This window comes from Streptomyces sp. HUAS MG56 (assembly GCF_058673395.1).
Genome location: NZ_CM178722.1, coordinates 7,425,738 through 7,438,835, shown reverse-complemented (window position 1 = coordinate 7,438,835; position 13,098 = coordinate 7,425,738). Strand labels below are relative to the sequence as shown.

Here is a 13,098-nt window from a genome sequence, read left to right as displayed (position 1 = left end):
CTAGGAGGCGGAGTCGGGGACATCGCGTGCCGCGGCGTACGCCTGCGCCGGTGTCATCGAGACACCGCCCAGGCTGACGGTCCTGTACTGGCTGACCTGGGCGCAGGTCTTGGAGTCGTCGGCGGTGGAGGCGTGGGCGTTGGAGACGGCGGCGTGGGTGTCGGCGGGCGCGGGCCGGGAGCTGCCGCCGGGGAAGGAGGTGCCGGTGGGCCAGTCCGATCCGATCACCAGGGTCAGGCCCGCGCCGGTGCCCTGCTGCAGGTGCGCGGAGGACAGTCCGAGCGCCTTGGCGACTGTCTGCGCCTCGCCCTTCTGGCCGCTGCCGTACGTCAGCGTGGTCGTCGCCGCGGGGCTGGGCGCGTTGGCGGTGGTGGTGGCGGAGCTGAAGCCCTGATCGGTCAGGGCGGTCGCGATCTGCGAGGCGCGGCCGGTCACCGCGGTGCCGTTCTCCACCGTCACCGCGATCTGCGCCGCCGGCACCGCCGAGGCGGTGGGCTCCGCCGTCGCCGAGGACGTCGCCGAGGCCGCCGCCGACTTCTCGCCCGAACCGGTCGTCAGGGACTGGTCGTCGGCGATCGTGGAGAACAGCGTCCGCGCACCCGGCCCCACGACCACCCGGTCCCTGTTGTTCGGGTCGGGGGCGGTCTGCATGGTCGTGAACGTCATGCGTTTCGTGGGCACCTTGTCCACGTCCGACGCGAGCGAGATCAGCTTCTTCACCGTGCCCAGACCGTCGTCCACGGTCAGCGCCTTGGTGGCCGCGTCGGCAAGGCCGTAGACCGCTGTGGGATCGGTGAGCGTGCCCGCGCTCTTGAAGTTGCGCATCATCGCGCTCAGGAAGAGGTGCTGGGTCGTCGTACGGCCCAGGTCGCTGCCGTCGCCGAAGCCGTGCCGGGACCGCACGAACTCCAGCGCCGCCTCGCCCTTGAGGGTGTGGTCGCCCTTGGACAGCTTCAGGTGCGAGTACGTGTCGTAGACGTTGTCGCTGACGCACACGGAGACGCCGCCGATCGCGTCCGACATCTTCACCACGCCGGAGAAGTCCAGCTTGACGAAGTGGTCGATCGGGATGCCCGTGAGCTGGTGGACGGTGGCCACCTGACAGGCGGGGCCGTACGTCAGCGCGCTGTTGATCTGGCCGTAGTAACCGGGCGTCGACTGGCCGGAGCCGGGGTCCTGGCAGGCCGGGACCCTGGTCATGGTGTCGCGGGGGATGCTCATCACCGTGGCGTTGGAGCGGTCGGCGGAGATGTGCAGCACCATCTCCACGTCCGCGTTCCCGTTGCCCGACTGCACACCGGTCTGCGAGCAGCCGCCGCCCAGCTTGCAGTCCTCCGCACTGGTGCGCCCGTCGGAGCCCATGACCAGGATGTTGATCGGGGTGCGGCCGAAGGCGTCGGCCTTCTCGGAGCCGCCCTTGCCGTCGAGCGACAGGCTGTGGATGTTGCCGTTCAGGTGCTCGTAGAACCACCAGCCCGCACCGGCCGTGACGAGGATGAGCACCGACGTGCCGACGGCGAGGACCTTCAACACCCGCCTGACGCGCCCCGCCTGACGGCCCGCGCGACCGCGCCCGGTGTCACGCGAGCGGCCGCCCGCCCGGGCCGCATCCTTGCCGCCCCGCCCACGCGGTCCCCCGGCCTCGGTCGCCCGCGTCCCAGGGACCCGTGCGCCACGGCTCCGCGTCGCCTGGCGGCCTGGGCCGTCCCACGGGTCGCTCATCTCCCACTCCCATGAACGGTCGGGCCATCGGTCCGGGCCGTCAGGGGTACGACCGGACGCGTGCGGCGTGTGTAAGGCAGGACGTGGCACCGCCCCGCATGGTTGCACAGTTGCGCAATCTTACAAACACTCGTGCCGGACGCGTGCACGACGACGGCTGGATCGCCCGACCGCGGTCCGCTGCCGCACGCCCCGCCGTGATCCGGACCGATCCGGCGGACCGGTTCCGCCGGCGGGGATCACCCACGACTCACGCCTCGGGACACTCACGCCTCGGGCAGCCACTTCACCACCGCGTCTCCCGATGCGGCCGTCGTCGCGTAGAACGCCCTCAGCTCCTGGTGCGCCGCCGCGAACGCGCCCCACGTCGCGGACTCCGCGGCCGGGCCGCCGTAGCGCGGCAGCAGGTCGCCTCGGGCGTAGTCCCACAGTGCGTCGAAGTCGGCGGCCGTCAGGAACCCGGCCACCCGGCGGGCCTGCGCCGCCGTCAGCACCAGGAGCGGCGGCTTGTGCCGGTCGGCGCGGAACACGGGCCGGCCGCCCAGCACCACCTGGGCCCGGGACGGGTCCCCGGGGACCTGCGGCGGAGCGCCGGCGTAGATGCGCTCCTGGTCCAGATACCGCTTGTCCAGCACCTCCTCACGGTGCCGGCCGGTGCGGTGCCGGACGGTCTCCACGTCGCTGTCGAAAAGCCGTTCCAGCCAGGTCGCGCTGTTGCGCAGTGCCGGTGGCGGCACCGCTCGCAGACGGAGGTACGCGCTCATGTCACAAGGAGCGCACGGGAGCGCCCGAGCATCACGCGGCCGGACGGAAGCGGGGTCGGGGCGGCACCCCCGCCCCTCTCCGTACCGCCACGGGGGGGGAGTCACGAACGGCACGGAGAGGGGTCCGGGACCCCGGCACCGGCAGCGGCAGGCGGTCGCCCTGCGCCGGCGCGGTACCGGGCCCGGCTCTCCGTCAGCGCACGGGCCGCGCGAAACGTCACCCGAGGAAGGCCGAGGCGACGAGTGCGACGGCGCGGTCGTCGTCGTGTGCCAGTCGGCGCAGGACCTCCCGCACGGTGGTCCCGGGCAGCTCGACCAGCGCCTGGATCAGGCGTATGCGCGTCGCGGAATCCGCGGTGGGCGCGGCGAGTTCGTCGACCAGCGCGGTCATGATCCGGTCTCCGCATCCGGGTTCCCTGGACAGCGTTGCCAGGACTTCCGCCGCGTCGACGTCGTGGGAGCCTTCGACCACCATACGGACGAGCGTCGGCACGGCCTCGGTCGCGCCGTGCCTGCCCAACGCCAGAGCGGCGTGCCCGCGCACCGTCGGGTCCGGGTCCCGGAGCGCGTCGGCGAGCACCTCGGTCGCACCCGGGGCCTCGGGCATCTCGGCGATCGCCAGCACCGCACGCCGTCGGATGCCGGCGTCCTCCGCGTGCATGCCGGCGGCCAGGGTCGCCGTCCCGTCGCCGCCCGAGCGGGCGAGCGCCCAGCGCAGGGCGCCCGCGACGTTGGGGTCGGACTCGGCCAGGACCGCGTCGGCGAGCAGCTCGGCGGGGACCGGCCCACCCTCCGGCCGGGCCAGGACGGCCTGCTGCCTGCGCGCGGCGCTGGGCGAGTCGAGCCCTTGCATGAGCTCGACGACGCGCAGGACGTCCTGCCAGTCGGCGGGCGCCGACGCATCGATCGCCCGGAGCCGCTCCAGCAGCTCCCGTTCCCGCTCGATGCGGTCTTCCGTCCACCGGATGAGGTCGCCGACCAGGGCGGACGGCGTGAACGCCGGGTCCCGCAGCGCGCGCCCGATCTGCTGGAGGGAGAGCCCGAGGGACCGCAGGCTCTCCACGTGGAAGATCCTGCGGACGTCCTCGGCGGAGTACTCGCGGTAGCCGCCGACGGTGCGACCGGTCGGTCGTACCAGCCCGAGGGCGTCGTAGTGCCGGAGCATCCGGGGGCTCACCCCCGAGCGGCGGGCCACTTCGCCGATCAGCACGCCGCGGCCTCCGGGGCCTGCGGGGCCTTCTCGGCCGGGCCGAGTGCGACGACTCGCCTCGCCTCCTCGACGGCCGCGTCGAAACCGGTCTGCGGGTTCTGCCGGAGCAGTTCGGTGGCACGGGCGTGCGCGGCCACCGCCGGGTCGGGGTGCGCCGCGGCCTCCGCCAGGGCGGGCCCGGTCACGTCGCCGAGGCCGACGAGGGCCCGGCTCAGGCTCAGCCGCACATCGCGGTCGCCGCGGCCGAGCTGCCCGACCAGTGCGTCGGCCAGGTCCTTCTTCCCGTCCTCGGGCACGAGGACGACGGCGACGCGCCACGCGGCCCGCGCGACCTCGTCGTCGGTGTCGCCCAGCATGTCGCGCGTGAGCCAGGTCCACGCGCTCTGCTCGCCGATTTTGGAGAGCGTGTGCAACGCCTGGCTGCGGGCCTGCGTGCGCGCGGAGTCGAGCTCCCGGCGGATCCGCGGCAGGGTGATCTCCGACGGGAGGCGGGTCAGCGCCCAGGACAGCATGTCGCGCACGAAGAAGTCCGGCTCGACCGCGCACCGCTCGACGAGCGTCTCCAGGAAGCCGGGATCGGGGTTCGAGCCGGCCGCCAGGGCCGCCTGGAGCCGGACCGACGTGTCCTCGGCGCTCAGGGCGTCGGCCACGCGGGCGTGCTGCGGGGTTCCGTTGGTCGGGTTGATCGGGACCACCTCCTGCACCCAGCGGACACCTTGTCACTATGTCAAGGTCAAGCCCGTGACCGGCGCAGCGGGGGCGCCGTTGCCTCAGCCCGTGGAATGCCGCGTCGGCGGGGCCGTCTCCTCGGTCGCGGCCCAGGAGGCGAGCAGGCGCAGCCGCTCCTCGGAGGGCGAGCCGGGCTCGGCGGTGTAGATGGTCAGGGTGAGGCCGGGTTCGGCGGCCATCTCCAGGCCCTCGAAGGCGAGGGTGACCTCGCCGACGGCCGGATGGTGGAACCGTTTGGTGCCGGTGCCGTGGCGGCGGACGTCGTGGGCGCCCCAGCGGGTGCGGAACTCCTCGCTGCGGGTGGACAGCTCGCCGACGAGATCGTGCAGGTCCTTGTCGTGCGGGTCGCGGCCGGCTTCGGCGCGCAGGATGGCCACCGCCATGTCGGCGAAGAGCTCCCAGTCGGGGTAGAACCGCCGGGACGCGGGGTCGAGGAAGTTGAAGCGGGCCAGGTTCGCCTGGTTGTGGGGGTTGGCGTGGACGTCGGTGTAGAAGGCGCGGGCGAGCTGGTTGGCGGCGAGGACGTCCATGCGGCCGTTGCGCACGAACGCGGGTCCCGCGGTGATCGCGTCCAGGGTCCACTGCAGGCTGCGGTGCGGGGTCCACTGCCGGGTGGTACGGCGCCGGGGGCGGGTGAGGGCGTCGGAGCCGTCGGCGGCCTGGGCCAGATGGAGGAGGTGGGCGCGTTCGGCGTCGTCCAGCTGCAGGACGCGGGCGACGGCTTCGAGGACGGCCGGGGAGACACCGGCGAGGTTGCCCCGCTCCAGCTTCGCGTAGTACTCGACGCTCATGTCGGCCAGTGCCGCGACCTCGCTCCTGCGCAGCCCCGGCACGCGGCGCCGGGAACCGGCGGGCAGCCCTGCCCGCGCCGGGGTGATCTTCGCTCGCCGCGAGGTGAGGAACTCGCGGACCTCGTCACGGTTGTCCACCCCTCGACCGTACGGCCTGCCCGCCCCGGGAGGGATGTACCGGCAGTACACCTCTCGCCGGTAACTCGCTGCCCGTGCGGAAACACGGTTACCTGGAGGACGTGGCGCCGGCATCAACGGCCGCACAGGCCGCGGCAGCGGCCCGACCTCAGCACGTAAGGACTTCTCTCATGCGCGGAGCAGTGATCCACGCCCCCGGCGATGTGCGCTTCGAGGCCCTCGACGACCCGAAGATCCTCAAGCCGACCGACGCGATCATCCGGACGGCCGTCACCTGCGTGTGCGGCTCCGACCTGTGGCCCTACCGCGGCCTGGACGCGACCGACGAGGCCCACCCGATGGGCCATGAGTACGTCGGCTTCGTGGAGGAGGTGGGCAGCGAGGTCACCGCGGTCAGGCCGGGCCAGTTCGTCGTCGGCTCCTTCGCCACCTCCGACAACACCTGCGCCAACTGCCGCAACGGCTGGCAGTCCAACTGCCTGAACCGCGAGTTCATGAGCACCTGCCAGGCCGAGTACGTGCGCATCCCCAACGCCCAGGGCACCCTGGTCGCCACCGACGGGCACCCGGCCGAGGAGCTCTGGCCCGGCCTGCTCGCCGTCTCCGACGTGATGGGCACCGGCTGGTACGCCGCGCTGGCGGCCGAGGTGAAGCCGGGTTCCACCGCCGTGGTGGTGGGCGACGGCGCGGTCGGCCTGTGCGGGGTGATCGCGGCGAAGGAGCTCGGCGCGGAGCGCATCATCGCGATGAGCCGCCACGCGAGCCGTCAGCAGCTCGCCCGGGAGTTCGGCGCCACCGACATCGTCACCGAACGGGGCGAGGAGGGCGTCGCCCGTGTCAAGGACCTCACCGACGGGATCGGCGCCGACGCGGTGCTGGAGTGTGTCGGCACCGCCCAGGCGATGCGGCAGGCCCTGCACTCGGCGCGGCCGGGCGGCAACGTCGGCTTCGTCGGCGTCCCCCACGAGGTGGCGATCGACGGACAGGAGCTGTTCTTCTCGCACGTCGGCCTGCGCGGCGGCCCGGCTCCCGTCCGCCGCTACCTGCCCGACCTGATCGACCGCGTCCTGACCGGCCGGATCGCCCCGGGCCGGGTCTTCGACCTCACCCTGCCCCTGGAGCAGGTCGCGGAGGGCTACAAGGCCATGGACGAACGCCGCGCCGTCAAGGCGCTCCTCAAGCCCTGACCCCGCCCGGGCGAACGACACAGAAAGTACGACCTTGCAGATCACCCGAAGCTCGATCGACACCCTCAAGGGCCCGGCCGGCTGGTTCACCGGCGACGTCTACATCGACGCCGTCGCCGCCGCGCCCGCACCGTCCCGGGTCAGCGCCAACCTGGTGCACTTCATGCCCGGTGCGCGCACCCACTGGCACCGCCACCCGCTGGGCCAGACCGTCTTCGTCACCGAGGGGGTCGGCCTGTGCCAGCGCCGGGGCGGGCCGATCGAGGTCATCCGTCCCGGCGACCGCGTCCTGTTCGAGGCCGACGAGGAGCACTGGCACGGGGCCGCGCCGAACCGCCTGATGGTCCACCTGGCCATCAACGAGAGCGACACCGACCACGACGTCGTGCACTGGCTGACACCCGTCACCGACGAGGAGTACGCCGCCGCCCCGGCCGTCGACTGACACCTCCCCCGGGAATCCACGACGCCACGTCCGCAGCCGCGACAGCCAGGAGGCCGCCCCGCTGGGGATGACGCCGGGCTGGAACCCCGCTCGGCGCGTTCCCCACGGCGGCATCCGCATGTGCCGTATCCCGTGGAGACCCACACCCCGTGACATCGGCAGCCGACACAGCAGGAGCAGCCACGTGACCAGCCGCGTCACCCTCGTCTCGCCCGCCGACGTAGTAGATGGCCAGCGCGATCAGCGCGGTGCCGGCCAGCCGGATCACGGCCTTGGCGGCGGGTGCGGACATGCTGCTCGTGGTCGAGCCTCCTCCAGGGGATCGTGCGTCCCTCGGTTCAGTGGAGCGTCGCGACGGCCAAGGGCCTGACTCCAGCCCCTCGGGGAGGGGCTGTTCACGGTGGCGCGACCGCGCTGGAATTCCACCAGCTTCCTCATGGGGAATGCCGACGGCGAACTCCACCGCTTCCAGGCCGCGTTGGATGTCGCCGTGGGTGTCAGCGGATCGCCACGACGACGCAGCTGTCCCCGTACTGCCAGACCGCGCCCGCCCGTTCGAAGCCCGCCTGTCGCAGCAGCCCGACATGGGCGGACAGGGACAGGCCGGCCGCGCCGCCGCCGGTGACCGGCTGCCGCCGTCGGCGTTCGGCGAGGAGGTCGGCGAGTTCGGGGTCCTCCCCGACCGCCGCCCACCAGGAGACCCAGTCCTCGTGGGCGAGGGCCAGCCGGCGCCGGGCCCGGCGGTGTCCGACGTGCGCCGCCAACCCGGCGAGCAGGGCGTCGTCCTGCGGCAGGTGGTCGCCGTTGACGAGGACGCCGCCGGGCCGCAGCAGGGCGGCGAGCTGCCGGTAGACGCGGCACAGGGCGGCCGGGCCCAGGTAGTGCAGGGCGGTCGTCGAGACGGCCGCGTCCAGGGGGCGGTCGAGGTCCAGGGTCTGCGTCCAGCCGTCCTCGCCGATCACCGTGTCGACGTAGCGGGCCGCGTCGGGGTGGTGGGTGCGGGCCAGTTCCAGCAGCAGCGGGTCCCGGTCCACGGCCACGATCTCCGCCCGCGGCAGCCTGCGGGCCAGCCGGGCCGCCAGGGAGCCGGGACCGCAGCCGAGGTCCACCACCAGGGGCCGGTCCGCGTGCTCTCCGGTGACGTACTCCACGACGTCCGCGATCACCGTGAAGCGGTCCTCGCGGTCGACGGCGTACCGCTGCTGCTGGAGTTCCCAGCGCTCCACCCACTTCTCGGCCGTCGCCAGGCTGAGACCCATCCGTCGTGCCACCTTGCCGTCGTCCTGCCATCGCCTTGCCGCCGTCCGGCACCTGCTCCAGGGACCCTACCGTTGGAAACGGTTTCCATTACGGGGCCGGGAGCAGCGGGTCACCCGAGAGAGGCAAGGACCGACAACAACCGGTCGATCTCCTCCGCGGTGTTGTATACGTGCAGGCTCACCCGCACCGACTCGCTCCTCTCGCCCGCGTCGCCCTGGCAGTGGTGGTCGGAGCGGACCATGAAGCCGTGGCTGAAGAGGATGAACCCCAGGTCGCCGGAGGCGATGTCGCGGTGCCGGAAGGTGACGATGCCCTGCCGGTGCTGGACGGGCGAGTCGGCGGCCAGGCTGGTCCGGCAGCCGAGGATCTCGTAGGCGTCCAGGTGGCGCAGGCCGTCGGTCAGGCGCGCCGCCAGGGCCACCGTCCACCGCTCGATCCGGTCCGTACCCGCTGCCTCCAGCCAGTCCAGCGCGGCGGCCAGGGAGGCGATGCCCACGGTGTTGGGCGTGCCCGACCAGCCGCCGGGAGTGAAGGCGGGGCCGCGCGCCTGGCGGGCCCAGACCGCCCCCGAGCCGGGCAGTGCCATGGCTTTGTGCCCGGAGAACACGACGAAGTCCACGTCCGCCGCGGCGCCCACGCACACCGGCAGATGGCCGATGCTCTGGGCGGCGTCCAGGCAGATGACCGCGTCGGGGCCGACCGCCCGTCTGATGCGGTGGACGTTCATGTCGCCGCCGTAGACGTGGTGGACGTGGGTGACGGCGACGAACCGGGTGCGCGGCCCGGTGAGTTCGGCGAGGGCGGTGTGGTCGTAGTCGCCCGACGCCTGCTGGTAGGGCATCGGCAGGACGCCGATGCGCACGCCGCGCCGGGCCAGCTCCCGCCGCGTCTCCAGCCAGGGCTCGATGTTGGCCTGGTGGTCGGCGACGGGTACGACGATCTCGTCGCCGTCGGTGAGCAGGCCGGGGAGCCAGTCCCGGGCGATCGTGCGCAGCCCCTCCGTGGTGCCGCTGGTGAAGTGCACGGCCGACCGCTCGGGAGCCGGGTCGCCCAGGAACCGGCGCACCCGGTCGCGGGTCTCCTCGACCAGGGCGGTGGTGCGGTTGGCCCAGGGGTAGGTGCCGCGCCCGGCGTTGGCGTTGGTGGTGGTGAGGTAGGTCTGCACGGCGGCGAGCACGGCCCGGGGCTTCTGGGCGGTGGCCGCGCTGTCCAGGTAGGCCAGGTCCGGGTGCCCGGCGATGATCGGGAACTGGGCGCGCAGCTCCTGCTGCCACCCCGTCAACTCCACGACGGAGTCGGGAACTTCATCGGCCACCGTGCTCAGTCCCGCACCAGGGGTGCGCCCGCGTCGCGCCAGGCGATGACGCCGCCGGCCAGGCTGCGGACGTCGGGGTGTCCCATCCGGGTCAGCAGGGCGGCGTAGCGGGCGGACTTCTCGCCGACCGGGCAGGCCAGCAGCACCGGGCGCGTACGGCTGAAGGGGAGGCCGCCGTGGAGGAGTTCCTCGAACAGCTCGTCCACGATGTTGACCGAGCCGTCGATGTGCAGGGCGGCGTAGGCGTACGGGCTGCGCAGGTCGACGACGAGGGGGCTGCCGGTGGCGAGCCACGCCTGGGCGTCGGCGACACCGATGACCGGGGCCGCCCGTATCTCGGCCTCGGACAGGTCGGCCGGGGAGTCCGGACGGCGCGGTCGGCCGAACAGGTCGGGCCGCCGTTTCCTGATGTAGCCCAGGTAGCTCTCGACCCGGTCGCAGACGATGAAGACGGCGGACTGCCGCTCCGTCAACGCGGCGTCCACGGTGGCCAGTTGGCGTACGGCGCCGAAGTAGGCGGCCCCTCCCGTCGGCCCCGCCAGGATGCCGCACCGGCGGTTCAGCGTCAGCATGCCCTCGATGGCGTCGTCGGAGCCCACCGCCTCGATCGTGTCGTACGTGCCGGGGTCGAACAGGCCCACCTCGTGCGCCTCGTCGATGGTGCGGATGCCGGGGACGAAGTCGGACTTGGCGGCGACCAGGCCGACGACCCGTACGGCGGGGTCGTGCTCGCGCAGCACGCGGGCGACACCCGTGGAGGAACCGGCGGTGCCGACGCAGGCGACGAACCAGTCCGGGGCCCGGCCGTCCAGGTCCTTGACGATCTCCGGGCCCGTGCCGGTGAGGTGGGCCTCGGTGTTGCGCGGGTTGAAGTACTGGTCGGTGTGCAGATAGGCGCTGCCCGGCTCGGACAGGGTCCGGTGGAAGAGGGTCAGCGGGTCGTCGGTGGCGGTCGGGTCGAGGCACTCGCTCTGCCCCGGCAGCTCCTCGATCTCGGCGCCGAGCAGCAGGAGAAGGTCCTTGATCTCCGGCACGCGCATCCGGTTGGTGACGCTCTTGAACGTCAGGCCGTGCATGCCGGCGATGACGGCCAGGGCCTTGGCGGTGTTGCCGCTGGAGAGTTCGACGACCTGGCTGCCGCTCTCGGTCGCGGCGGCCAGGTGCGGGCGGGCCATGTTCCAGGCCGCCCGGTCCTTGACCGAGCCGAAGGGGTTGAGCAGTTCCAGCTTGGCGTACAGGTCGATGTTCCTCAGTCCGTGCACGGCCGGGTCGATGCGGACCAACGGGGTGTTGCCGATGGCCTCGGTGACGCTGTCGTACCTCACTGCGCTCCCCCCATGTCGTGCCCCCCTGTGTCCATGGATGCGGTCGGCCAGTACAGGTCGTCCAGGCACCAGCGCCACGCGCCGCCGTCCTGCCAGGCGGCGACCTTGCGCGCGCCGGGCTGTCGCTGGGCGTGGGTGGCGTGGAAGTCCATGCAGTAGCCGGCGGTGTTGGCGAAGGCCAGCACCTCCCCGGGCTCGGGCCGGTGCGGCAGGAAGACGGTCCGGCGGGTGATCAGGTCGGTCTCCAGGCACAGGCTGCCGAAGAGGTGGGCGGCGACCGGCCCGGGGCCGGGGAGGGCCGGGTCCCGGGGGACGAGCACGGGGTCCACCAGCACCCCGTGCTGTTCCAGGGCGATGTCGTCGGCCTTCGCCGCGAGCCGTACGAGGAGTGCGCCGCCGTTCCCCTGCTCCCGCACCTCCAGCACCTTCGCCAGGGTCAGCCCGCACTGGTCCAGCAGGGCCCGGCCCGGCTCGACGTGCAGGTCGTACAGGTGCTCCAGCAGCAGCCCGGCCAGGGGGCGTCCGCCGTAGGACGCGGCCGGGTGGGCGAGCAGTTCGTCGAGGTAGCGGGGCCCCGAGACCGGCCGGTGGGCGGGATAGAGGCCGAGCGTTCCGCGCAGGGTGCCGGCCTCGTTGCGCAGCCCGTAGCCGTGGCCGCCCCAGGTCAGGGGCGGACGCGAGCCGAGGACGGCCGCGGTCAGCTCGGACGTGTACCGCTCCCACTGCGCGCCGTCGGCGAGGTAGTCGAGGCCGAACCCGCCGCCGATGTCCACGGCGGACGGCCGCAGGCCGCGGCCGCGGCACTCCTCCAGCACCCGCAGACAGCCCTCCAGCGCGGTCGCCTTCTCGGTCAGGCTCGTGGTGTCGAGGTGGTACGCCACGCCGGTCACGTCGATCACGTCACCGTGCCGTTCGGCTGCCTTCAGCAGTGCCTCCGACTCGCCGGCCGGTGTGCCGAAACGGCTGCGCCGGCTCAGCACGCGCACGCCGGACGCCTCGAATCCCGACAGCCGCAGCAGGACGCGGGCGCGGGGCAGCGTGTGCCTCCGCACCAGCGCGGCGAGCGTCTCCAGCTCGCCGCGCGAGTCGACCCCGACGGTGACCGAGGTGCGTGCCGCCAGCCAGAGGAACTCCGGGTTCTTGGGCCCGGTGGCGACGATCCGGTCGGGGGTGAGGCCGGCGCCGAGCGCGTGCTGCAACTCGGCCAGCGAGGCGACGTCCACCCCGGCGTCGGTGGCGGCCAGCCGCCGCAGCAGGGCACCGGACCGGTTGGCCTTGTGCGCGAAGAACACCTGGCCGGACAGCCGATGCCGGCTGAAGACCGCTCGGAACTGTGCCACATTCGAGGCGAGTTGGTCGGGAACCAGCACGTGCAGGGGGGATCCGAGCGCGTCGGAGAGCGTGTGCAGCAGCCCGGGGGACTCCACGAGCGAGCGCATCCGCTTCCCCAACCGCGGTGCGAGATACAAGGGCTCCGCGCCCATACCCGGCCCTCCCCCAGCACGTCGGGCCCGGCATTCCGGGCGCGGCCCCACTCCCCGCGATTCGCCTCATAACCCGTTTCCCGCCGCGAGCCGGTTCATCCCCGCACATCACGAAGTGGCCGGAATGCACCCCATTTCCCGTCCAGCATCCGCATGACCACAAGAAGCAGCAAGCATGCGTGGGGTGCGTCGTCGCCCTCGTGGTACGTCCGACACCGGGAGCCCATGTCCCGTACGCGCCAACTCGCCTTCCCCGCTTCGTCGTTGACTCTCGCCACGGCGGCCTGATCGTCACGACCACGGGCACCGCCCACGCCGCCGACATCTCGCAGTCGTACCTGCCGCTGCAGTACGCCGCCTGCCGGGACCCGGGCCAACTTGCCTCGGTTGCCCATGACTTCGGGCATCCTGCGGGTGACCTGGTCCCAGGTGGCCTGTTCGTCCTTCAGCGAGGCGCCGGAGCACACGGTGCAGGTACGGCCGTCGTACGTCGCGCCGTGGACGGCCGCGAAGCCGTATTCGTGGGTCTCGTCACCGACCGCCACCGTGAGGGTCTCGCGGTCGACGCCGGTGCCGACCTTGCCGCGCGCCGGGGTGCCGTCGTGGTCGTCGTCGTGGCCGGACGTGTCGGAGGAAACCGGGCGGTGAACGCTGCGGCGGACACCCCCGCCCCGCCCGGTCACACCATGCTGTGGGGAGGCCGTACCGCCGGCCTCGGGCTACGCTGC

Annotated in this window: 12 protein-coding genes; 2 read left to right on the top strand and 10 right to left on the bottom strand. The window is 72.9% G+C overall.

All coding sequences use genetic code 11. The annotated features are described in order from the left end of the window. From AC4OXY_RS34930 to AC4OXY_RS34910, 5 genes are all read right to left on the bottom strand, one after another. Nucleotides 1-1,722, bottom strand: coding sequence for an LCP family protein (locus AC4OXY_RS34930; protein WP_491991634.1), 1,722 nt, complete (start codon nucleotides 1,720-1,722; stop codon nucleotides 1-3). A 266-nt stretch (nucleotides 1,723-1,988) separates the two neighbouring features. After that, complete coding sequence (locus AC4OXY_RS34925; protein ID WP_356021551.1) at nucleotides 1,989-2,486, bottom strand: DUF1877 family protein; 498 nt, start codon at nucleotides 2,484-2,486, stop codon at nucleotides 1,989-1,991. 217 nt (nucleotides 2,487-2,703) lie between these two features. After that, nucleotides 2,704-3,696, bottom strand: a complete 993-nt coding sequence (locus tag AC4OXY_RS34920) for a MerR family transcriptional regulator (protein ID WP_362822551.1) — start codon at nucleotides 3,694-3,696, stop codon at nucleotides 2,704-2,706. Beyond that, the gene (locus tag AC4OXY_RS34915) at nucleotides 3,690-4,400 is read right to left on the bottom strand and encodes a HEAT repeat domain-containing protein (protein WP_356021547.1); all 711 of its coding nucleotides are present in this window, start codon (nucleotides 4,398-4,400) and stop codon (nucleotides 3,690-3,692) included. Before AC4OXY_RS34915 ends, AC4OXY_RS34920 begins: the two co-directional genes overlap by 7 nt. A 66-nt stretch (nucleotides 4,401-4,466) precedes the next feature. Further along, nucleotides 4,467-5,354, bottom strand: coding sequence for a helix-turn-helix transcriptional regulator (locus tag AC4OXY_RS34910; RefSeq protein ID WP_356021545.1), 888 nt, complete (start codon nucleotides 5,352-5,354; stop codon nucleotides 4,467-4,469). A gap of 170 nt (nucleotides 5,355-5,524) precedes the next feature. On the opposite strand from AC4OXY_RS34910, the gene AC4OXY_RS34905 reads away from it, so the two are divergent. Beyond that, nucleotides 5,525-6,541 (top strand): zinc-dependent alcohol dehydrogenase family protein, encoded by a 1,017-nt coding sequence (locus AC4OXY_RS34905; RefSeq protein WP_356021543.1) that lies wholly within the window; start codon nucleotides 5,525-5,527, stop codon nucleotides 6,539-6,541. Nucleotides 6,542-6,575: 34 nt separating this feature from the next. After that, nucleotides 6,576-6,986, top strand: coding sequence for a (R)-mandelonitrile lyase (locus AC4OXY_RS34900; RefSeq protein WP_356021541.1), 411 nt, complete (start codon nucleotides 6,576-6,578; stop codon nucleotides 6,984-6,986). A gap of 497 nt (nucleotides 6,987-7,483) precedes the next feature. Here the strand turns inward: AC4OXY_RS34900 and AC4OXY_RS34895 are convergent, their stop codons facing one another. The 5 genes from AC4OXY_RS34895 to AC4OXY_RS34875 all read right to left on the bottom strand — a co-directional run bounded on the left by AC4OXY_RS34895 (nucleotide 7,484) and on the right by AC4OXY_RS34875 (nucleotide 13,053). Next, nucleotides 7,484-8,245 (bottom strand): class I SAM-dependent methyltransferase, encoded by a 762-nt coding sequence (locus AC4OXY_RS34895; protein ID WP_491991633.1) that lies wholly within the window; start codon nucleotides 8,243-8,245, stop codon nucleotides 7,484-7,486. 110 nt (nucleotides 8,246-8,355) lie between these two features. After that, nucleotides 8,356-9,561, bottom strand: a complete 1,206-nt coding sequence (locus AC4OXY_RS34890; RefSeq protein ID WP_491991632.1) for an aminotransferase class V-fold PLP-dependent enzyme — start codon at nucleotides 9,559-9,561, stop codon at nucleotides 8,356-8,358. A 5-nt stretch (nucleotides 9,562-9,566) separates the two neighbouring features. Continuing rightward, on the bottom strand, nucleotides 9,567-10,886 hold the full coding sequence (locus AC4OXY_RS34885; protein ID WP_491991631.1) for a pyridoxal-phosphate dependent enzyme: 1,320 nt from the start codon (nucleotides 10,884-10,886) through the stop codon (nucleotides 9,567-9,569). Then, nucleotides 10,883-12,370 (bottom strand): Y4yA family PLP-dependent enzyme, encoded by a 1,488-nt coding sequence (locus AC4OXY_RS34880; RefSeq protein WP_491991630.1) that lies wholly within the window; start codon nucleotides 12,368-12,370, stop codon nucleotides 10,883-10,885. Before AC4OXY_RS34880 ends, AC4OXY_RS34885 begins: the two co-directional genes overlap by 4 nt. A 95-nt stretch (nucleotides 12,371-12,465) precedes the next feature. Beyond that, entirely contained in the window at nucleotides 12,466-13,053 is a 588-nt protein-coding gene (locus AC4OXY_RS34875; protein WP_491991629.1) for a hypothetical protein, read from the bottom strand. Nucleotides 13,054-13,098: the final 45 nt, after the last annotated feature.

Coding starts and splice junctions, on each gene's coding strand:
- AC4OXY_RS34930 (WP_491991634.1), bottom strand. CDS start 1,722: ATGAGCGACCCGTGGGACGGCCCAGGCCGCCAGGCGACGCGGAGCCGT.
- AC4OXY_RS34925 (WP_356021551.1), bottom strand. CDS start 2,486: ATGAGCGCGTACCTCCGTCTGCGAGCGGTGCCGCCACCGGCACTGCGC.
- AC4OXY_RS34905 (WP_356021543.1), top strand. CDS start 5,525: ATGCGCGGAGCAGTGATCCACGCCCCCGGCGATGTGCGCTTCGAGGCC.
- AC4OXY_RS34895 (WP_491991633.1), bottom strand. CDS start 8,245: ATGGGTCTCAGCCTGGCGACGGCCGAGAAGTGGGTGGAGCGCTGGGAA.
- AC4OXY_RS34880 (WP_491991630.1), bottom strand. CDS start 12,370: ATGGGCGCGGAGCCCTTGTATCTCGCACCGCGGTTGGGGAAGCGGATG.